20 protein-coding genes and 1 pseudogene are annotated in these 17,709 nt (G+C 68.3%); 15 read left to right on the top strand and 6 right to left on the bottom strand.

Annotation, left to right across the window (positions count from 1 at the left end; translation table 11 throughout):
- Positions 1 to 12: 12 nt before the first annotated feature.
- The 5 genes and pseudogenes from nuoD to AC1U7O_RS02130 all read right to left on the bottom strand — a co-directional run bounded on the left by nuoD (position 13) and on the right by AC1U7O_RS02130 (position 3,959).
- A complete protein-coding gene (gene nuoD, locus AC1U7O_RS02110; RefSeq protein ID WP_479892998.1) occupies positions 13 to 1,209 on the bottom strand; it encodes an NADH dehydrogenase (quinone) subunit D in 1,197 nt (398 codons plus the stop codon).
- Between the two features lie 156 nt (positions 1,210 to 1,365).
- A pseudogene (locus tag AC1U7O_RS02115) lies at positions 1,366 to 1,764 on the bottom strand (NADH-quinone oxidoreductase subunit C); the annotation flags it as partial.
- Between the two features lie 75 nt (positions 1,765 to 1,839).
- The gene (locus tag AC1U7O_RS02120; protein WP_479892916.1) at positions 1,840 to 2,319 is read right to left on the bottom strand and encodes an NADH-quinone oxidoreductase subunit B; all 480 of its coding nucleotides are present in this window, start codon (positions 2,317 to 2,319) and stop codon (positions 1,840 to 1,842) included.
- An 86-nt stretch (positions 2,320 to 2,405) separates the two neighbouring features.
- Entirely contained in the window at positions 2,406 to 2,777 is a 372-nt protein-coding gene (locus AC1U7O_RS02125; protein WP_479892917.1) for an NADH-quinone oxidoreductase subunit A, read from the bottom strand.
- Positions 2,778 to 3,959 carry a class I SAM-dependent methyltransferase gene (locus AC1U7O_RS02130; RefSeq protein ID WP_479892918.1) on the bottom strand — a complete coding sequence of 394 codons (1,182 nt, stop codon included), beginning with the start codon at positions 3,957 to 3,959 and terminating at the stop codon, positions 2,778 to 2,780.
- A 233-nt stretch (positions 3,960 to 4,192) separates the two neighbouring features.
- Here AC1U7O_RS02130 and AC1U7O_RS02135 point away from each other — a divergent pair, with 233 nt between their 5' ends.
- The gene (locus AC1U7O_RS02135; RefSeq protein WP_479892919.1) at positions 4,193 to 4,393 is read left to right on the top strand and encodes a hypothetical protein; all 201 of its coding nucleotides are present in this window, start codon (positions 4,193 to 4,195) and stop codon (positions 4,391 to 4,393) included.
- 11 nt (positions 4,394 to 4,404) lie between these two features.
- Entirely contained in the window at positions 4,405 to 4,737 is a 333-nt protein-coding gene (locus tag AC1U7O_RS02140) for a hypothetical protein (RefSeq protein WP_479892920.1), read from the top strand.
- Between the two features lie 265 nt (positions 4,738 to 5,002).
- Here the strand turns inward: AC1U7O_RS02140 and secA are convergent, their stop codons facing one another.
- Positions 5,003 to 7,714, bottom strand: coding sequence for a preprotein translocase subunit SecA (gene secA / locus AC1U7O_RS02145; protein ID WP_479892921.1), 2,712 nt, complete (start codon positions 7,712 to 7,714; stop codon positions 5,003 to 5,005).
- 211 nt (positions 7,715 to 7,925) lie between these two features.
- Between secA and AC1U7O_RS02150 the strand changes: the two genes are divergently transcribed.
- From AC1U7O_RS02150 to AC1U7O_RS02210, 13 genes are all read left to right on the top strand, one after another.
- Positions 7,926 to 8,231 carry a hypothetical protein gene (locus AC1U7O_RS02150; protein WP_479892922.1) on the top strand — a complete coding sequence of 102 codons (306 nt, stop codon included), beginning with the start codon at positions 7,926 to 7,928 and terminating at the stop codon, positions 8,229 to 8,231.
- A 183-nt stretch (positions 8,232 to 8,414) separates the two neighbouring features.
- Complete coding sequence (locus AC1U7O_RS02155) at positions 8,415 to 9,506, top strand: transporter (protein WP_479892923.1); 1,092 nt, start codon at positions 8,415 to 8,417, stop codon at positions 9,504 to 9,506.
- A gap of 28 nt (positions 9,507 to 9,534) precedes the next feature.
- On the top strand, positions 9,535 to 10,095 hold the full coding sequence (locus AC1U7O_RS02160) for a peroxiredoxin family protein (RefSeq protein WP_479892924.1): 561 nt from the start codon (positions 9,535 to 9,537) through the stop codon (positions 10,093 to 10,095).
- Between the two features lie 17 nt (positions 10,096 to 10,112).
- Positions 10,113 to 10,400 carry a hypothetical protein gene (locus AC1U7O_RS02165; RefSeq protein WP_479892925.1) on the top strand — a complete coding sequence of 96 codons (288 nt, stop codon included), beginning with the start codon at positions 10,113 to 10,115 and terminating at the stop codon, positions 10,398 to 10,400.
- A gap of 124 nt (positions 10,401 to 10,524) precedes the next feature.
- Complete coding sequence (gene exbB / locus AC1U7O_RS02170) at positions 10,525 to 10,950, top strand: TonB-system energizer ExbB (protein WP_479892926.1); 426 nt, start codon at positions 10,525 to 10,527, stop codon at positions 10,948 to 10,950.
- Positions 10,940 to 11,314, top strand: a complete 375-nt coding sequence (locus AC1U7O_RS02175) for a biopolymer transporter ExbD (RefSeq protein WP_479892927.1) — start codon at positions 10,940 to 10,942, stop codon at positions 11,312 to 11,314. The genes exbB and AC1U7O_RS02175 overlap by 11 nt, the downstream gene beginning before the upstream one ends.
- Complete coding sequence (locus AC1U7O_RS02180; protein WP_479892928.1) at positions 11,311 to 12,420, top strand: energy transducer TonB; 1,110 nt, start codon at positions 11,311 to 11,313, stop codon at positions 12,418 to 12,420. The genes AC1U7O_RS02175 and AC1U7O_RS02180 overlap by 4 nt, the downstream gene beginning before the upstream one ends.
- A gap of 119 nt (positions 12,421 to 12,539) precedes the next feature.
- Entirely contained in the window at positions 12,540 to 12,974 is a 435-nt protein-coding gene (locus tag AC1U7O_RS02185) for a hypothetical protein (RefSeq protein ID WP_479892929.1), read from the top strand.
- A 10-nt stretch (positions 12,975 to 12,984) separates the two neighbouring features.
- Entirely contained in the window at positions 12,985 to 14,262 is a 1,278-nt protein-coding gene (locus AC1U7O_RS02190) for a sialidase family protein (protein WP_479892930.1), read from the top strand.
- 1 nt (position 14,263) lies between these two features.
- Positions 14,264 to 14,830 carry a TlpA family protein disulfide reductase gene (locus AC1U7O_RS02195; RefSeq protein ID WP_479892931.1) on the top strand — a complete coding sequence of 189 codons (567 nt, stop codon included), beginning with the start codon at positions 14,264 to 14,266 and terminating at the stop codon, positions 14,828 to 14,830.
- Complete coding sequence (locus AC1U7O_RS02200; protein WP_479892932.1) at positions 14,827 to 15,132, top strand: hypothetical protein; 306 nt, start codon at positions 14,827 to 14,829, stop codon at positions 15,130 to 15,132. Before AC1U7O_RS02195 ends, AC1U7O_RS02200 begins: the two co-directional genes overlap by 4 nt.
- A 46-nt stretch (positions 15,133 to 15,178) precedes the next feature.
- Complete coding sequence (locus AC1U7O_RS02205; RefSeq protein WP_479892933.1) at positions 15,179 to 17,461, top strand: TonB-dependent receptor family protein; 2,283 nt, start codon at positions 15,179 to 15,181, stop codon at positions 17,459 to 17,461.
- The gene (locus AC1U7O_RS02210) at positions 17,461 to 17,709 is read left to right on the top strand and encodes a helix-turn-helix domain-containing protein (RefSeq protein ID WP_479892934.1); all 249 of its coding nucleotides are present in this window, start codon (positions 17,461 to 17,463) and stop codon (positions 17,707 to 17,709) included. Before AC1U7O_RS02205 ends, AC1U7O_RS02210 begins: the two co-directional genes overlap by 1 nt.

The following is a 17,709-nucleotide window of genomic DNA, read 5'->3' on the forward strand; positions in this document are numbered from 1 at the left end:
CACGTCTCACGCCTATCGGTCGCATTCCCCCATCACGATGTCGTAGGTGCCGAAGATCGTGATGATGTCCGAGATCAGGTAGCCGCGGGCCATGTGGTCGAAGGCGCCCATGTGGACGAACGAGGGGGCGCGGATCTTCAGCCGGTAGGGCCGCGGGCTGCCGTCGCTGACGATGAAGAAGCCCAACTCCCCCTTCGGGGCCTCGGTCGCGCAGTAGGTTTCGGCCTTGGGCGGCTTGAAGCCCTGCGTGAAGATGATGAAGTGGTGGATCAGGCTCTCCATATCCCGCATGACCTTCTGCTTGGGCGGCGGGATCACCTGGGGCATGTCCGCGATGATGGGGCCGGGCGGCATCTGATCGAGGCACTGCCGGATGATGCGCGCGCTCTGGCGCATCTCCTCGATCCTGATCCAGTACCGGTCGTAGGTGTCGCCGTTCTTGCCGATCGGCACCTCCCACTCCACCCGGTCGTAGACCCCGTAGGGCTCCAGCTTCCGCACGTCGTAGGCCACGCCGGACCCGCGGAGGGTGGGGCCGGTGAGGCCGAAGTTGACGGCGTCCTCGGCGGAGATGACGGCGACGTCCTTGGTCCGTCCCAGCCAGATGCGGTTGCTCTGCAGCAGCTCGTTGTACTCGTCGATGTGGGCCGGGAACTCGTCCAGGAAGGTCTTCAGCCGCGCGACCAGGTCGGGGGTGAAGTCGCCGTCCACGCCGCCGATCCGGAAGTAGTTGAGCGTGAGCCGCGCACCGCAGAGCTTCTCGAACAGGTCGAGCAGGACCTCCCGCTCGCGGAAGGTCCAGAAGAAGACCGTCATCGCGCCGATGTCCAGGGCTTGGGTGCCGAGCCAGAAAAGGTGGCCGATGATGCGCTGCATCTCGGCGACGATCGTGCGGATGTACTCGGCCCGCTCGGGCACGGTGACGCCCACGAGCTTCTCGACGGCGCGGACGTAGGCGTAGTTGTTGGTCATCGAGCAGACGTAGTCGAGACGGTCGGTGTGGGGGATGATCTGCATGTAGGCCAGCCCCTCGGCCAGCTTCTCGACCCCGCGGTGCAGATAGCCGAGGTCGGGGGTCGCCTTGACGATCCGCTCGCCGTCCAGCTCCAGGACGACGCGCAGGACGCCGTGGGTGCTCGGGTGCTGCGGGCCCATGTTGAGGAGCAGCTCCTCGGTCCGGTAGGCGGCGGAGGTGCCGCTGTCGGCCAAATAGGTTTTCTTCTCGGCCTCCGGCACATCCACGTCCACCCGCTCGACGGCGGGCTCGTCCAGCCGGGGGATGAAGTCGAAGCGGCTCCGCCAGCCACGGCCCTCGGTGGGAAAGTCCTTCCGCAGGGGGTGCCCCTCCTCGTAGGTCTCGGGCATGAGGATGCGCCGGAGGTCGGGGTGGCCCGTGAACCGGATCCCCATGAGGTCGTAGACCTCGCGCTCCATGAAATTGGCGCCCCGCCAGATGCCGGCGACCGAGTCGATGACGGGGGCGTCTTCCGGGACCCGGGCCTTGAGGCGGATGCGGGTCCGGTGCGGCAGCGAAAGGAGCTGGTAGACCACCTCGAACCGCTCCGGGGCGTCGGGATAGTCCACGGAGCAGATGTCCGTGATGTGGTCGAAGGCCGCGGCCGGGTCGTCGTGCAGGAAGGCGGCGACGTCCCGGATGCGCCCGGCCGCGACCTGCGCGGACAGCTCGCCGCGCGTCCGGTCCTCGTGCACGGCCAGCACGGCGTCGGGAAACTTGCTCTTCAGCGTGTTCAGTAATGGGTGCACGTCGAGTTGCGAGTGTTGAGTCGGACGAGACAACGCACCGCTCAGGACGACAAACTCAACACGTCCCCCTCCAGCCTACTTCACGAAGACCTTCTCCCGCTGGATCTTCTCCTGCAGCTTGAGCAACCCGTCCAGCAGGGCTTCCGGCCGGGGCGGGCAGCCGGGGATGTAGACGTCCACCGGCACGATCTGGTCCACGCCCTGGACCACGCTGTAGCTGTTGTAGTGGTTGCCGGAGGTCGCGCAGGAGCCCATCGAGATCACGTACCGGGGCTCGGGCATCTGGTCGTAGATGCGGCGGATGACCTCGGCCATCTTCCGGGTGACCGTGCCGGCGACGATCATCAGGTCGGACTGGCGGGGGGAGGCCCGGAAGACGCCCGCGCCGAAACGGTCGATGTCGTAGCGAGAGGAGACGGACGCGATCATCTCGATGGCGCAGCAGGCCAGGCCGAAGGTCATCGGCCAGAGCGCCGACTTGCGCGCCCAGTTGACCAGCGCGTCGAGGTTCGTCGTGACGACGTTGGCGTCCAGTTGTCGGTCGAACAGTCCCATGAAAGCCTCGTGAAGCGTGAAGCGTGCAACGTGAAGCGTCCGAATCGGAGAACGAGATACGCTTCACGAAACACGCGCCTCCGGCGCTAGTCCCACTCCAGCGCGCCCTTTTTCCACGCGTACCAGAAACCCACCACCAGGATGCCGATGAACAGGGCCATCTCCACCAGGCCGACGAGGCCGAGCTTCCGGAAGGCCACGGCCCAGGGGAACAGGAACACGATCTCGATGTCGAAGATCACGAAGAGCATCGCGATGATGTAGTACCGCATCGGGAACTGGACGCGGGCGTCCATGAATAGGGGGCTCCCGCTCTCGTAGGGCCGGAGCTTCGCCTTGTACGGGCGGCTCGGCCGCACGACCCAGCCCGCGAGCAGCGACACCGCGCCGAAGCCGAGCGCGACGGCGATGAAGAGGAGGATCGGCAGGTAGTTCAAGGGAACGAGGTCGCTCGACATCTATGCCCTCGCCGCCAGCGCGGTCCCGAAAAACGGCTTGTACCGGAGCCCGTCGAGCGCCGCCCCATCGAGCCCGCGCTGCTGGACCAGGACCTTGAACGTGCGGCCCATGCCGTCCGGTCGCAGGAGGTGCACGGCGGATCGATACTCCGGGGACTCCGGCTCCAGCGCCTCCAGCATCCGCTCGACGCCCAGGCCCATCAAGAAGCTCATCTGGTTGGTGAAGCCCGCCACGGCGAGGCCCGCCGACTCCCCGGCCTCGGCGAGGCTGCTGAAGTCCACGTGCGCCGTGATGTCCTGGAGCCCCACGCGGGAATAGGGATCCTCGTTGACCGTCTGGGCGTGGTAGCAGAGCAGGGTGCCGCGGCGGCGCTCGGGGCCGTAGAGGTCCTGCGCCGTGTGGCCGTAGTCGATCGTCAGGACGATGCCGCGGCCCAGGACGCGGCCGACCTCCTTCATCCAGTCGAGCGCGGCCAAGTTGAGCTCCGCCCGGTGGCCGTCGAGCGGCCCCCTGTCCGTATCGGCGACTCGCCGCCACAACTCTAAGAGCCCCGGCGTGGAGAGCGGGCCGACCCGCTCCAGGAAGCGGCCGTCCCTGGCATCCACGTAGATTTCTCGCAGGGTTCCGCCCTGGACGACGACCCGATGCACGGGGAAGGCGTCCACCAGCTCGTTGGAGAGGAGGGCCCCGACGATGCCGCCGGTCCCCAGCGCCTCCAGCCCCTCGACCCAGGCCGCGGCGCCCGGCCGGTCGAGCCAGGGCGCGAGCGCGGCTTGCTGTTCGGCGCGCATGGCGGGGCTGCGCTCGATCAGGAGGTAGCGGAGCCTGCGGGAAAAGGACGGGGCCTGCGCCTCGCAGTCGGCCAGGATGTCCCGGGCCAGCAGGCCCTTGCCCGGCCCCATCTCCACGAGCGTGAAGGGATCGGGATGGCCGAGACGCTCATCCACCTGCCGGATCTGGCGCGCGATCGCCCGACCCAGGATGGGATGCACGTCGGAACTCGTGTAGAAGTCGCCCTGCCGGCCGATCCGCTCACCCGCGGGATCCTCGGGCGCGCGCATGTAATACCCGTACTGCGGGTGGTAGAGGGCCAGCTCCATGAAACGGACGAAGGGGATCGGCCCGGTCGAGCGAATTTCCTCCATGATGGCGCGGACGAGATCCGGGTGGCCGATGGTCACGGGGCGACCTCCACACCGCACATTGCTCCGTCCCGGAGGCCCTCATGGCCGCCCGACCCGGGCAAAAGAGGAGTTACATTAGCCTCCGCTCCCGCGGCAAGTCAAGCCGAAAGACCTTGAAAAGACCGATAGATCGGCACGATCGGCCGGGCCGGCGCCGCCGGCCGATTTTTTTCCTTGACGGAGAGGAGGCGGATAGGCCAGGAGTCGATTGGAACGGGAGGCGCACGGCCATGGGTACGCTTGCGTGGACCGCCGAAAAACCCTTGAAAGCCGGATGGTACTGGTATCGCGGCGAGGCCGCCGAGGCCGACCCCCTCATCGTCCAGGTGGACGAGGCGGGCTACTTCCAGTGGCCGGACGGCGGCTTCCAGGAGGTGGCGCTGGCCAAGGGCGAGTGGGCTGGACCGATCGCCCTGCCGGAGGAGCCGTAAAGGGAGAGCCGATGGGCGCGGCCCGGCAACCGCTGGCGTCCCTGCTCGGCGTGGCCGTCGCGTGGACGCTGTGGGTCTATGCCTCCGAGAGCGTGGACGGCCGCCGGATGACCGGGATGTGGAGCAGGCTCTCCACGGCCGACTCCGAAGCGGCCTGCGAGCGGAAGCTGCGCGAGCAGGTCCAGGCCCTGCTCAACGCGCTGGCGCCCCTCGGCGCGAGCGTGGACAAAGGGGGCGAGGCGGTCTTCTACACCGAGAAGGGCCGGGGCGGGCGACCGGTCATGAAGGGCCTGCGCTACGAATGCCTGCCGGACGACGTGGATCCGAGCGGAGGCGGGCGCTAGCCCGCATGATTCATGAACGCTTCTGCTGCAATCGCCTGTCTGCGTGTCCGCACAGGCAGGCGGATTCGCGGCTGAAAGGGGCCTGGCCGCACGCCTCGGCGCGGCCAGGCGGGCGGGAGCACGACATCGTCCTGGAGAGGATTCTGCCCGCGGAAGGGGGCAGGAGGGCGGTCCGTCTCGATGGCGCGTGCGCCCGCAGGGGATGAACGCGCCGCTGAAGCGGGCCAGGCTGCGGTGAGCGCCCCATTGCCCGGCGGGTGCGGGCTTACCGCCCGTGGCACTTCTTGTACTTCTTGCCGGAGCCGCAGGGGCAGGGATCGTTGCGGCCGACCTTGTCCTGGGGGCGGTGGGCGGCCTGCGGGGCGGCCGGCTCTTCGCCGCGGTTGAGGCTGATGCGGACGGCCGGCGGGGGCTGCACCGTCGGGGGCGGGGCTTCGCCGCGGACGGCCTGGACGCGGAAGAGCCGGTCCACGGCGTCGGCCTTGATCCGCTCCATCATGGCCGCGAACAGGTCGAACCCCTCCCGCTTGTACTCGATCAGCGGGTCCTTCTGGCCGTAGCCGCGCAGCCCGATTCCGTCGCGGAGCTGGTCCATGGCCAGCAGGTGGTCCTTCCAGTGGTGGTCGATGACCTGGAGCAGCACGGCCTTCTCCAGGTACCGGAGAAGGTCGGCGCCCAGCTCCTCCTCCTTGCGGCGGTAGAGGCGCTTCACGCGGTCCAGCAGGTCCTCGCGGAGCGCGTCCCGGCCGAGGTTGCGGAGGTCCTCGGCGGTCACCGGCTCGATCGCCAGGAGCTCCGGCCCGAACTGGGTCTGCAGCGCCTCGATCATCCCCGGCGTGTCCCACTCCTCGGGGTACTGGTCCGCCGGGCAGTACACGGTCACGAGCGCGTCCACCAAGTCGGCCATCATCCCCTGAATTTCCTCGGAGAGGTCCTCGCCCGTGAGGATGGCGCGGCGGTGCTGGTAGATCACCTCGCGCTGCTTGTTCATCACGTCGTCGTACTCGAGGAGCTGCTTTCGGATCTCGAAGTTGTGGGCCTCGACCTTCTTCTGCGCGTTGGCGATGGCGCGGGTGACCATGCCGTGCTCGATGGGCACCCCCTCCTCCATGCCGAGCTTGAGCATGAGCTGCGAGACGCGCTCGGAGGCGAAGATGCGCATGAGGTCGTCTTCGAGCGAGAGGTAGAAGCGGGAAGAGCCGGGGTCGCCCTGGCGCCCGGCCCGGCCGCGGAGCTGGTTGTCGATGCGGCGGCTCTCGTGCCGCTCCGTGCCGAGGATGTGCAGGCCGCCCAGCTCCAGAACCTCGCGCTTGTTCGCGTCGCAGTCGGCCTTGATCTCGTCGAAGATCTTCCTCTTCTGTTCCTCGGTCAACGTACCCGCCTCGTCCTGGTAGAGGACCCGCTTGAACAGGAAGTCCGGGTTGCCGCCCAAGAGAATGTCCGTGCCGCGGCCGGCCATGTTGGTGGCGATCGTGACCGCGCCCTTGCGGCCGGCCTGGGCGATGACCTCCGCCTCCTTCTCGTGGTACTTGGCGTTCAGGACGTGGTGCTTGACGCCGTGGCGGCTCAGGTGGCCCGACAGGCGCTCGGACTTCTCGATCGAGATCGTGCCGACCAGGACCGGCTGGCCGCGCTCGTAGCAGTCCTTGATCTCCTCGACGATGGCGTCGAACTTCTCCCGCTCGGTCCGGTAGACGACGTCCGCGAAGTCCTTCCGGATCATCGGGCGGTTGGTCGGGATGACGTTGACGTCGAGGTTGTAGATCTTGGCGAACTCGCCGGCCTCGGTGTCCGCCGTGCCGGTCATGCCGGCCAGCTTCCGGTACATCCGGAAGTAATTCTGGAAGGTGATCGAGGCGAGGGTCTGGTTCTCGTTGGCGATCTTGACGCCTTCCTTCGCCTCCACGGCCTGGTGCAGGCCGTCGCTCCACCGCCGCCCCGGCATGAGCCGGCCGGTGAACTCGTCCACGATGATGACCTCGCCGTCCTTGACGACGTAGTCCACGTCCCGCCGGTACAGCGCGTGGGCCTGCAGCGCCTTGATGACGTGGTGGACCAGGTTCATGTGGGCGAGGTCGTAGAGGTTGTCCACGCCCAGCAGCTTCTCGACACGGGCGTTGCCCTCCTCGGTCAGCGCGGCGGTCTTGGTCTTCTCCTCGATCGTGTAGTCCCGGTCGCGCTTGAGCGAGGGGATGATCGCGTTGATCCGGTAATAGAGGTCCGTGGACTCGTTCGTCGGGCCCGAGATGATGAGCGGCGTGCGCGCCTCGTCGATCAGGATGCTGTCCACCTCGTCCACGATCGCGTAGTGCAGCTCGCGCTGGACGCACTGGCCGATGTCGGTGACGATGAGGTTGTCGCGCAGGTAGTCGAACCCGAACTCGTTGTTGGTCCCGTAGGTGATGTCCGCCCGGTAGGCCTCCTGCCTCGTGCAGGGCCGCAGGTGCTGGAGCCGCTTGTCGGCGGCGTCGTAGGCCGGGTCGAACAGGAACGAGGCGTCGTGCTGGATCACGCCGACCGAGAGGCCGAGCGCATGGTAGAGCGGCCCCATCCACTGGGCGTCGCGCTTGGCCAGGTAGTCGTTGACCGTGACCAGGTGGGCGCCCTTGCCGGTCAGCGCGTTCAGGTACAGCGGCAGCGTGGCGACGAGGGTCTTGCCCTCGCCGGTCTTCATCTCGGCGATGCGGCCCCTGTGCAGGACGATGCCGCCGAGGAGCTGGACGTCGAAGTGGCGCATGCCGAGGCGGCGCTTGGACACCTCCCGGCAAACGGCGAAGGCCTCGGGGAGGAGGTCATCCAGCGGCTCCCCCTCGGCCAGTCGCTTGCGGAAGCCCTCCGATTTCTCCGTAAGCTGGGCGTCGGTCAGGCCGACGAGCGACGGCTCCAGGGCGCCGATCTGCTCGACCAGGGGTCTGATTTTCTTGATTTCCCGATCGTTTTTGCTGCCGAAGAGGATGTTGAGGAGACGAACGAGCATGGTCGGTGTGCCTGGTCCGGATTCCGGTGATGGTCCTTGACCCAGCGCAGTATACCGTAAACCGGCCCGGAAACAACAGCATCGCCGGGGACGGCGGGTCACTCGACGAAGGCGGGGCCCCGGAAGTGACGAAACCGGAACACGGGAGAACCGGTTGACATAGAGGGTTTTACCGGGCTAGGATCGCTCCGGTCGAGGGGTTCGATTGCTCATGGTGCTCAAGCCGCAACGTCTCATCGCCTTCAGCTTGGTGCTCTGCCTGCTGGCCGTCGGCGGGGCCGCCAACGGACTGCTGGTCCAGCACGAGCTTGAGCACGCCCATCACAAGGCGGCGACTCACGCGACGGCCGTGTGTACGTGGGTCTGCTCCGCCGGACAGGTGCTCGAGGGCCTGACGGTTGCCTTGCCGGTCACCCTCGCCCCGCTGGAGGTCCTCTCCGTTCCCCGGAGCGACGAGTGGGTTGATGCCGTCCGGGTCGTCGCCCCTTCACGCGGGCCTCCCGCCCTCTCCCTCTAATATCTCCAACGCGCGGTTGCCGCTCCGGGCCCTGCGATGCGTTGCTCGCCTGAGGGGCGAGGCCGACGCTCCGCCGGTTCGGGCCGGTGGAATCGGCAGGATCGGCAACCTCAGACGCCGACGGATTCGAGCGAAGCCGGTCGCGCCGGCCGCGACTCGGCGGCTTCGGAAGGGGGAGGGACCATGAGATGTCGGGGAACGGCCCCGCGGCCGGGGCTGGGATGGTTTCTGTGCGCGCTCGTCTGGCTGGTCGCGTTTCCGTTTCGGGCAGAAGCCGCCTGCGGCAGCGTGACCTGTTTCATCGTCATCGGCTCGCAACAGCAGATCCCGCAGAAGGGGCTGCTGACGATGAACCTGTTCTATACCTACACGCCGATGGGGCTTCCCAAGGGGAGCACCGGCGTCATTCCGGCCGTGGATCAGAACCAGCGCCAGATGATCCTGGACCACCATCTGGAGGTCAACACGATCACCCAGACCGCGACGTTCGACCTGAATTACGGAGTGACGGACCGGTTCGGCTTCGAGATCACCCTCCCGTTGTTGAGCCGCATCCACCACCATATCGACGGCCTGGGCGAGACGAACGGCGGGGCGGGCAACGACGTGGATTTCTCGCGGACGGGGATCGGCGACCTGCGCCTGACCGCCAAGTACAACCTGCTGCCGACGCTGCGCAGCATGGTCGTCGCGGGGTTCGGCGTGGAGCTGCCCACCGGGACCTGGAACGCCCTCGACTCCGGCGGCGGCGTCATGGAGGCGTCGACCCAGCTCGGCCGCGGCCAGGTGGGGCTGATCGGCTCGATCTACCAGACCTACGAGCTGATCCCCCACCGGTTGAATCAGTTTTCGTTCGCGTCCTACCGGCATACGTTCCGGAACAACGTGGGATACCAGTTCGGCGACGAGTACCTGCTCAACGGGGGCCTGAACCTGGTGACGGTGCCCTGGCTCGTGCTGACCGGCCAGTTCAACTACCGCTACATGGTCCACAGCAACATGAGCGCCTCGCTCCTGCAGTCCCAGACGCCCGGCAGCCCCGGCTTTCCCGGCGACCCGATCGTGCTCGATCCCGCGATCCGAAACCGGGCGGTGCCGAACACCGGCTCCACGTTCCTGGCCTTCACGCCGGGGTTCATGGTGAATGTCTGGGATCGTACGCAGCTCTACTTCTACTCGCAGATTCCGATCGCGCAGGACTTCAACAACAACCTGGCGCAGGGCGTCAGCTACACCTTCGGGATGACGCACTACTTCCAGGTTCCGGGGGCGTGACGCGTCCCCGCCACGGGAGGGTCGGGCCATGAACGGACGGATCATCAAGGGGGCGGTGGGGTCGGCGGTACTGGCGCTGGTCCTGCTCGGGCCGACGCAGGGGATGCTCTGGGGGATGGGGGAGCGGGTACCCGTGGTCGGCATGCCGGCGCCGGAGTTCACCCTGACCGACCTGCAGGGGTGGACGCAGAGCCTGAGCGGATACCGGGGCAAGGTCGTGCTCCTGAATTTCTGGGCGACCTGGTGTAAACCCTGCACGACGGAGATGCCCGCCATGCAGGCCGTGTACGACCGGCTCAAGGATCGGAACTTCGTCGTCCTGGCCGTCAACGAGCTCGAGGACGAGGCCAAGGTCCGGGAGCACATTCAGGCGTACCGCCATACGTTCACGGTGCTCCTGGACCGGGACAATCGGGTAGCCAACCAGTACGGCGTCTACGGCCTTCCAGTGAGCGTGTTTGTGGATGAAAAAGGCGTGGTGCAGGAGTACATTAAGGGCGGTCTGCTGACCGAGGAGAAGATCCAGGAAGTCGTCGGCCGCATCCAGGGCCAGTCGGCGCCGCGGACGGCGGCCCTTCGATCACCATGACTCCCATCGGGCGCTCGATGACGGCGTGGTGCCTCGCCGGCTGCTTCGCGCTGCTGCAGGTCTTCGTGTCCCTGCAGGCCGTGGGTCACGCCATGGAGCATCTGCGCCACGAGGCGACGGCCCATGCCCCGGCCGCCTGCGCCTGGTTCCACGTGGCGGGCGAATCGCTGGAGGCCTTGGAGGACAGCTCGCCCCGGCGGTTCGTGGTCGTGTCGGCGGCCGAGCTCGCTCCGGCTCATCCCCTGCCGATCGTCCTGTCGTCTCCCCGCTGCTCCCGTTCTCCTCCTCGGCCCGGGATCGTCTGAGGCCGGCCGCCTCGGGGCCTAGGCGTCGCGGGAGGCCTCGCGGCCTCGCGCCCCCTGCAGAGGGGCCGGGTTCCCGGAGCCGGGGAATAGGTCTTGGGACAGTTAAGGAGTGGGGGAAGAAGTCATGGAAGGTGTGAAGGTACTCGTGGATTACGGGGTGATCGGGCTGCTGCTCGCCCTCAGCCTCTGGGCGGTCGCGGTGGCGGCGGAGCGGTGGGCCTTCTACCGCCGCGTGGACATGGCGCAGTTCACCAGCCCGCAGCTGTTCGAGATCGCGCTGACCAAGCGGCTCGTCGTGATCGGAACGGTCGCGGCGAACGCGCCCTATATCGGCCTGCTGGGGACGGTGCTGGGGATCATGCTGACGTTCCACACGATGGGGACCTCGGGGACCATGGCGGTGAGCACGATCATGGTGGGGCTGAGCCTCGCGCTCAAGGCCACGGCGGTCGGGCTGCTGGTGGCGATTCCCTGCGTGGTGCTGAACAACGTCCTGCGCCGCCGGGTGAACGAGCTGTTGACCCTCTACAAGGTGCGCCATGGAGCGTGAACTGGACCAGATCAACGTCATTCCGCTCGTGGACGTGATGCTGGTGCTCCTGGTCATCGTCCTGACCACGGCCACCTTCATCACGACGGGCCAGATTCCGGTGGACCTGGCGAAGGCGAGCGAGGCCGGCGACCGGCAGGACGTGCCCCTGGTCATCACGATCACCAGCGACGGCCGTCTCTTCTTAAACGAGCGGCCGGTCAGCGAGGAGAGCCTGAAGGCCGACCTCGCGCCGCACCCGCGGGAGTCGCTCGTGGTCGTCCGCGCGGACCGCGTGACGCTGCTGGAGCGGTTCGTGAACGTGGTGGACCAGGTGCGGGGGCTTGGCTTCAAGCAGGTGAGCCTGGAGGTGGAACGGTCATGAACCGGCTGCCCTTGGATTCGGTGTACGGGTCCAGGCCCTACTGGAGCGGGTGGGGCGTCTCGGCGTTCATCCATGGGATGGCCATCTCCGCCGCCTTCGCGCTCGTCTCGGACCTGAGGCTCGTGCCGCAGCCGGAGCCCTTCCGGTGGAACGTCGCGCTGGTGCAGCCGCCCGCGGAGACGCAGGCGGAGGCGGCGGCGCCCGCCGAGCCGGCGCCCGTGCGGCCCGCGCCGACTCCGCCGCCGACGCCGGCCGAAACCCGGCCGGTCGTGCGGGCCGCCGAGCCGCTGCGGACGGTGGAGGCGGTCAAGCCCGTCGAGCAGGTCGTTCGCCGGGAAGTCAAGGCGGTCGAGCCGCTCGTGCAGGCGACCGTGCAGCCGGAGCAGCGGGTGGAGGTGAGTCGGCCGGTGGAGTCCGCCGCGGTCCACCGCCACGCGGCGACGGAGGTGCACGAGGCCCAGCCGGTCCGGACCGAGCCTGTTGCGGCCCCGACCCGCCACGAGGCGTCCGTCCAACCGGTCGAGGCGGCGAAACCCGCCCCGGCCGCCGCGCCCCAGGCCGCACCCGCTCCCAAGCCGGTGGAGATCCCCCAGCCCGTCACGGCCCCGGCGCCCCCGGTCGTGGCTTCCGCGGCGCCGGTCCGGCATGCCGAGCCGGTGCCCGTGACGAAGCCGGTGGTCGAGAGGGCGGCCGCGCCGGTGTCGCCGGCGCCGCAGGAGCGACCGGCCGTCGCGCCGAGCCCCTCCCCGGCCACGCCGGCGGCGGAGCCGGCGCCGGCCGGCGATCGGGTGGCCATGGCTCGCCCGACGCCCAAGGCGGACTACGGCTGGCTGGCCGAGTCGCTCTGGCACAGGGTCCATGAGCTGAAGCGATACCCGCATGAGGCGCGGGTGAAGCGGATGGAGGGCCGCGTCGTCCTCCGGGTGGTGATCAACGACGAGGGACATCTCAAGGCATTGGACGTGGTGGAGAGCTCGGGCCACGAGGTGCTGGATCGCGATGCGCTGGAGATCATCCGGCAGGCGTGCCCCTTGAAGCTCAAGCATCCGTTGGGACGACCGCAGGTCGTCGTGCAGGTGCCGATCAATTACCGGCTGGATCGGTGAAGGGCGCGCCGGCGTCGCGGCGACGCCGGCGCGGGCCAAGCCGTGGTGGAGACCGGAGGGGGGCGACGAAGATGGCGGGATGCGGGGTTCGTGAAGGACGTGGTGAGGGAGGACTGCGGGTGGCCGTGCTGGTCGCGGCGCTCGGCACGTTCCTCTGGTTCTGGGGGGCGGTGGGCGAGGGGGCCCTGGCGCAGCACAAGGGCGAGAGGCAGTTCACCGCGGTCGTGACGGATGCGCAGAACGTGGAGACCGAGGTCAAGAACCTCGTGTTCTACTGGGAGGAGCGGGTGAGCGAGACCGCCTTCGTCCCCCACGAGGTGCGCCAGCTTCCCGTCAAGCGGGGCACCGCGACCATCCACGTGCGCTTCGAGACCATCAAGCAGATCGACGTGAAGCCGGGGGCCGACAAGGCCGGTCCGACCTACGTCGTGACCCTGGTGAACGGCAAGACGGGCGAGTTCACCCTCGCGATCGCCGGCAGCTTTCGGGGCGAGTCGGACTTCGGCCAGGTGGACCTGCCGGCCGCCGCCGTGGCGAAGGTGGTCTTCAAGTAGGGGGACGCCCATGGTTCGTGCCCTGTTGGCGGCGCTCGCGCTCGCCATGTGCGGGGGGCCGGCGGTGGCGGCCGACCCGACCGGATCCGACGGCCTGCTGCGCCTGGAGCTGCGGCGGACGATCGACCACGGGGCGAGGGCCGTGTCCGCGCCCTCCGTGCTGGTGGATGACGGGGGCACGGTGCACCTGGCCTGGATCCAGGAGGAGGCCGGCGGCGCCCGCAACCTCTATTACCTGCCGCTCGACCGGGGCGCGGCCCCGGAGGCGACGCCCGCGCAGGTCAACCCGGCGGACATGCCCGTGGCCGGGCTTCACCTGGCCCCGGCCCTGGCCCTCGGGCGGGGCGGCGAGCTGTTCGTGTCCTGGTCCGCTTCCCATCCGAAGGCGGACGGCCAGCCCTTCGCCAGCCTCCTGAAGCTGAGTCGTTCGACGGATCGCGGACGGTCGTTCGACCCCCCGGTGCCGGTCAACGACGATCCGGTCGTGACCGGCCACTCCTTCGACCACCTCGCCGTGGCTCCGGACGGGACGGTGCACCTGGCCTGGATCGACGGCCGCGAGGGCAAGAAGGAGCCGGCCACCTTCGTCGCCCGTTCCGCCGACTCGGGCCGTCATGTCGCGAAGAACCTGAAGGTGGACGACGAGACTTGCGTCTGCTGCCGGACCGCGGTGGCGACCGGGCCGGACGGCACGGTCTACGTAGCCTGGCGGAAGGTGTTCGCGGGCGACATTCGGGAAACCGTCGTCGCCCGGTCCACCGACGGAGGCCGCACCTTCTCCGAGGCGGTCATCGTCGGGCACGACCGCTGGGCCTTTCCGGCCTGCCCGCACCGGCCCGCGTCTCTCGGGGTGGATCGCGAGGGGCGGCTGTACGTCGTCTGGTACACCGAGGGCGCCGATGAAACCCCGGCCGTGTACCTGGCCTGGTCGGACGATCGGGGCAAGACCTTCTCGCCGAAGCGCGCGCTGAACACCTCCAAGGGGACCTTCCCGGACCACCCGCAGATGGCGGTGAACCAGGACGGACTGGTCGTGGTCGCCTGGGAGGAGCAGTCCCCCGTGCGCCGCGAGGTCGTGGTCAGCTATTCCCGCGACCGCGGAAAGACCTTCAGCCGCCCGCAGCGCGTCAGCGAAGGCAAGGCCCACAGCCCGGCGGTCGCCGTCAGTGCGAGCGGCGAGGCGGTGCTGGCCTGGACCGAGCAGGGGCTCCTCGGCCGCAAGACCCTCGTGCAGACCGCGCGCCTGGCGGGAGAAGCCCGTATGGCCGCCGCGGGGCGGGGGCGGTGACATGAAGGGGCGGCAGCATATCGGAGGGACCCGGCTCCGGGCCTGCGTCCTGTTGGCCGGGGCCCTGCTTGCCTCCTTCGACGCGGAGGGGGCCGCCGCGTCCGACCCCCTGCTTCCCCTCAAGCTGAGCCGGGCGGGCGCCGGTGAGCCGGCGCCGGCGTTCACCCTCAAGACGCTGGATGGGCGGGACATCCGCTTGGACGCCATGACCGGCAAGGTGGTGCTGGTGAATTTCTGGGCCGCTTGGTGCGGGCCCTGCAAGGAAGAGATGCCGTCGCTGGACCGACTTCGGTCCCGGCTCGGCCAGACGGGGTTCGACCTCCTGACCGTGACCGCGGACATCCGGCCCAAGGAGATCCGGACCTTCCTGGACGACCTGGCGCTCCACGTGCCCGTCCTCCTGGATCGGGACCGGGACGTGTCGGACGCCTACCGGGTGCGGGGGCTTCCGACCACCGTGCTGATCGGCAAGGACGGGCGGGTGATCGGACGGGCGGTGGGCCCGCGCGACTGGGACAGCCCCGAGGCGGTGGCGCTGATCCGGAGCCTGGCGGAGGGCGCGCCGTGAGACGAGGACGGACCACCGCAAGCCTCCTGGCCCTGGCCCTCTATCTCGGCCTGATGACCGCCTCGGCCCTCTGTCCGGGCGACCACGCGGGCCACCATCACCATGCCGCGACCGCCCTGCACTCCGCCCTCTGCGCCTGGGCCTGCCAGGCGAACTCCGCCGGCACGCTGATCGCCGGCACGCTCTCCCTGCCGCTCATCCTCGTTCATCTCCTGCTGGCCATCCTCGCCGCGACCACGCCCGTGGTACGCCCCTCGGGAGCGGCCCTGACCCGCGGCCCTCCCCTCCGTCCGGTCGTCTAAGCCACCGTCATATTGCGGATTAACCGACAATGGTACGGAGGGGGCCATGGGTGTGCCATGTGTCAGGCCGCCCCGGCTCCGTGTCTTCCTGCTGGGGTGGCTCGTCCTGGCGGGGATGATCGCGGAGGGCGCGGCGGCGACGGCTGAGGAGGGGGCGCAGACGCCTCCGGGCGAGGATGTCGTGGTGGCGATGGAGCCGGTCGACGTCCAGGGCAAGAAGATTGAGAACGTCGAGGACGTGAAGGCCGAGATGGCGCGTCGGGGCACGAGCACCATCATGATCGAGGAGAAGGAGATCACGGAATCGCGCACGCTGAACCTGCAGGACGTCCTCCAGTTCGCCCCCGGCGTCCGCTTCCAGTCGCGATTCGGGGCGGACGAGGGGCAGTTCCTGATCCGCGGGACGACGCTGCGGAACAATTTTCACAACCGCGGGCTCAACATCCTGATCAACGGCATCTATTTCGGCGACGCGGATGGGTTCTCCGACTTTGAGTCCATCGACCTCATGGCCTACGAGCGGATCGAGGTCTACAAGGGGGCCAACGCGCTCCGGTTCGGGGCGGACACGATCGGCGGCGCGATCAACTTCGTGCCGAGGACCGGCTACTCCTCCTCCTTCTTCCAGGCGAGGGCCGAGGGGGGAAGCTGGGGGCTCTACAAGGGGCAGGTCTCCAGCGGCAAGGTGACCCAGCCCTTCAAGGTCGGCAACCTGAACACGACGGCCGACTACTACGTGAGCCTGTCCGGCTACCACATGGACGGCTTCCAGAACAACAGCCAGCAGGCCCGCGAGCGCCTCAACGCCAACATCGGCCTGAAACTGGGCGAGCACCAGGAGGCGCGGTTCTACATCCTGCAGGCGAACATCGCAGAGCGCATCCCCGGCGCGCTCACCACCGGACAGCTCTTCGCCGACCGCCGGCAGGCCGGCGGTCAGACCCCCGGCGCCAACCCCAGCGGGGGCACCTTCTTCTCCTGCAACCTGAACAACGAGGCCTGCAAGTACGGGCGGTACTACGCCCTGGAGCGCATCGGCATGGCCTACCGCTACGAGATGGGGGCCAACCAGTTCATCGAGCTGATCCCCTACTACCAGTACCAGTACCTGAACCATCCCATTTTCCAGGTGATCCGGCAGGAAAACGCCAACGTCGGCGGCGAGGTCCGGTACAACAACCGGAATCGCCTGTTCGGGATGAACAACAGCTTCGTCATCGGCCAGCAGTCCCGCTACGAGAACCAGCACCAGCGCCGGTTCGTGAACATCAACGGCAGCAACGGCGCCCTGACGCAGAACGCCTTCCTGCGCAGCACCTATTTCGGCACCTACCTGGAGAACGCCCTGGATATCCACGAGGACCTGACCATCCTCGTTGGCGGGCGCTGGGACTACATGGGTCGGCAGGGCGTCCTGCAAAACTACAGCCCGGTGGGCGCTCCCACGCAGAACGCACCCTCCACCTTGACGAGCACGCAGAACCCCCTGGCCCACTTCAACCGGATCAACCCCAAGTTCGGGATCGTGTACCGGACGACCCCGACCTCGCAGCTCTACTTCAACGCGAGCCAGGCCTACGAGGCGCCGATCAACGTGGAGCTGACCTCGGCCTTCAACCCCAACGGGACGGCGAACACCGGCTTCCTGAACCTGGACGCGCAATGGGCCTGGCAGTTCGAGCTGGGGCACCGGGGCAAGACGGCGGACGGCCGCTACCAGTGGGACTTCACGGTCTATGACCTGGAAATGCGGAAGGAGATCCTCACGAACATCGTCAACAACAGCAACACGTTCATGAACGCGAACAACACCCGCCACACGGGAATCGAGATGGGCGGGGCGATGGTGGCCGGCCGGGGCATCTTCGCCAAGGGGCCGGGCCGGGACAACGACCAGATCACGACGCGGGCCATGTTCACCTGGTCGCGGTTCGTGTTCACGCAGGACGTCTTCGCGGCCACGACGGCCGGCGGCCCTCTCCAGTTGATCGCGGCGAGCGGCAACTGGGTCGCGGGCATGCCCCAGTACAGCCTCGCCGGGGAGATCCGCTACGACCACCCCAAGGGCTGGTGGGTGGCGCCCAACTTCGAATGGGTGCCGGAGGGCACTTACGTCAATTACCTCAACACGGCGAAGGCGCCGGCCTACTACGTCATGCACGCGAAGGCCGGCTGGGACGTGAACGAGAAGCTCCGGTTCTTCGCCGAGGGCCGGAACCTGACGAACAAGACCTACGCCGGGGCCGTGGTCGTCAACGACCCCTTCCTGCGCTACGCCAACCCCTCCTGGGGCCTGAGCGGGTTCGCGGGGGTGGAGTGGAAGTTCTGATGGGGCCTTTGCTCCGAGTGACGGAAGCCGCCGAATTGCTGAATGTCAGCCGCTGGACCATCTATCGCTGGATCGAGGAGGGCCGGCTGGAGGCGACCAAGATCGGCCGGAGCAGTCTGCGCGTGTTCCGCCGGTCGGTCCTGGACCTCGTCGAATCCCGGCGGATTGCTGCATGGGGACCGCGGCCTGTCGGGCGGGCCGGCCCGGCGGGGCCCGACTCCTCGGGAATTCCGCTGGGCCGTCCGTAG

It is taken from the genome of Candidatus Nitrospira neuquenensis (assembly GCF_979578155.1).

Coding starts and splice junctions, on each gene's coding strand:
- AC1U7O_RS02140 (WP_479892920.1), top strand. CDS start 4,405: ATGGGCGCGGCCCGGCAACCGCTGGCGTCCCTGCTCGGCGTGGCCGTC.
- AC1U7O_RS02135 (WP_479892919.1), top strand. CDS start 4,193: ATGGGTACGCTTGCGTGGACCGCCGAAAAACCCTTGAAAGCCGGATGG.
- AC1U7O_RS02160 (WP_479892924.1), top strand. CDS start 9,535: ATGAACGGACGGATCATCAAGGGGGCGGTGGGGTCGGCGGTACTGGCG.
- AC1U7O_RS02190 (WP_479892930.1), top strand. CDS start 12,985: ATGGTTCGTGCCCTGTTGGCGGCGCTCGCGCTCGCCATGTGCGGGGGG.
- AC1U7O_RS02165 (WP_479892925.1), top strand. CDS start 10,113: ATGACGGCGTGGTGCCTCGCCGGCTGCTTCGCGCTGCTGCAGGTCTTC.
- AC1U7O_RS02175 (WP_479892927.1), top strand. CDS start 10,940: ATGGAGCGTGAACTGGACCAGATCAACGTCATTCCGCTCGTGGACGTG.
- AC1U7O_RS02210 (WP_479892934.1), top strand. CDS start 17,461: ATGGGGCCTTTGCTCCGAGTGACGGAAGCCGCCGAATTGCTGAATGTC.
- secA (WP_479892921.1), bottom strand. CDS start 7,714: ATGCTCGTTCGTCTCCTCAACATCCTCTTCGGCAGCAAAAACGATCGG.
- AC1U7O_RS02150 (WP_479892922.1), top strand. CDS start 7,926: ATGGTGCTCAAGCCGCAACGTCTCATCGCCTTCAGCTTGGTGCTCTGC.
- AC1U7O_RS02195 (WP_479892931.1), top strand. CDS start 14,264: ATGAAGGGGCGGCAGCATATCGGAGGGACCCGGCTCCGGGCCTGCGTC.
- AC1U7O_RS02155 (WP_479892923.1), top strand. CDS start 8,415: ATGAGATGTCGGGGAACGGCCCCGCGGCCGGGGCTGGGATGGTTTCTG.
- exbB (WP_479892926.1), top strand. CDS start 10,525: ATGGAAGGTGTGAAGGTACTCGTGGATTACGGGGTGATCGGGCTGCTG.
- AC1U7O_RS02125 (WP_479892917.1), bottom strand. CDS start 2,777: ATGTCGAGCGACCTCGTTCCCTTGAACTACCTGCCGATCCTCCTCTTC.
- AC1U7O_RS02120 (WP_479892916.1), bottom strand. CDS start 2,319: ATGGGACTGTTCGACCGACAACTGGACGCCAACGTCGTCACGACGAAC.
- AC1U7O_RS02180 (WP_479892928.1), top strand. CDS start 11,311: ATGAACCGGCTGCCCTTGGATTCGGTGTACGGGTCCAGGCCCTACTGG.
- AC1U7O_RS02205 (WP_479892933.1), top strand. CDS start 15,179: ATGGGTGTGCCATGTGTCAGGCCGCCCCGGCTCCGTGTCTTCCTGCTG.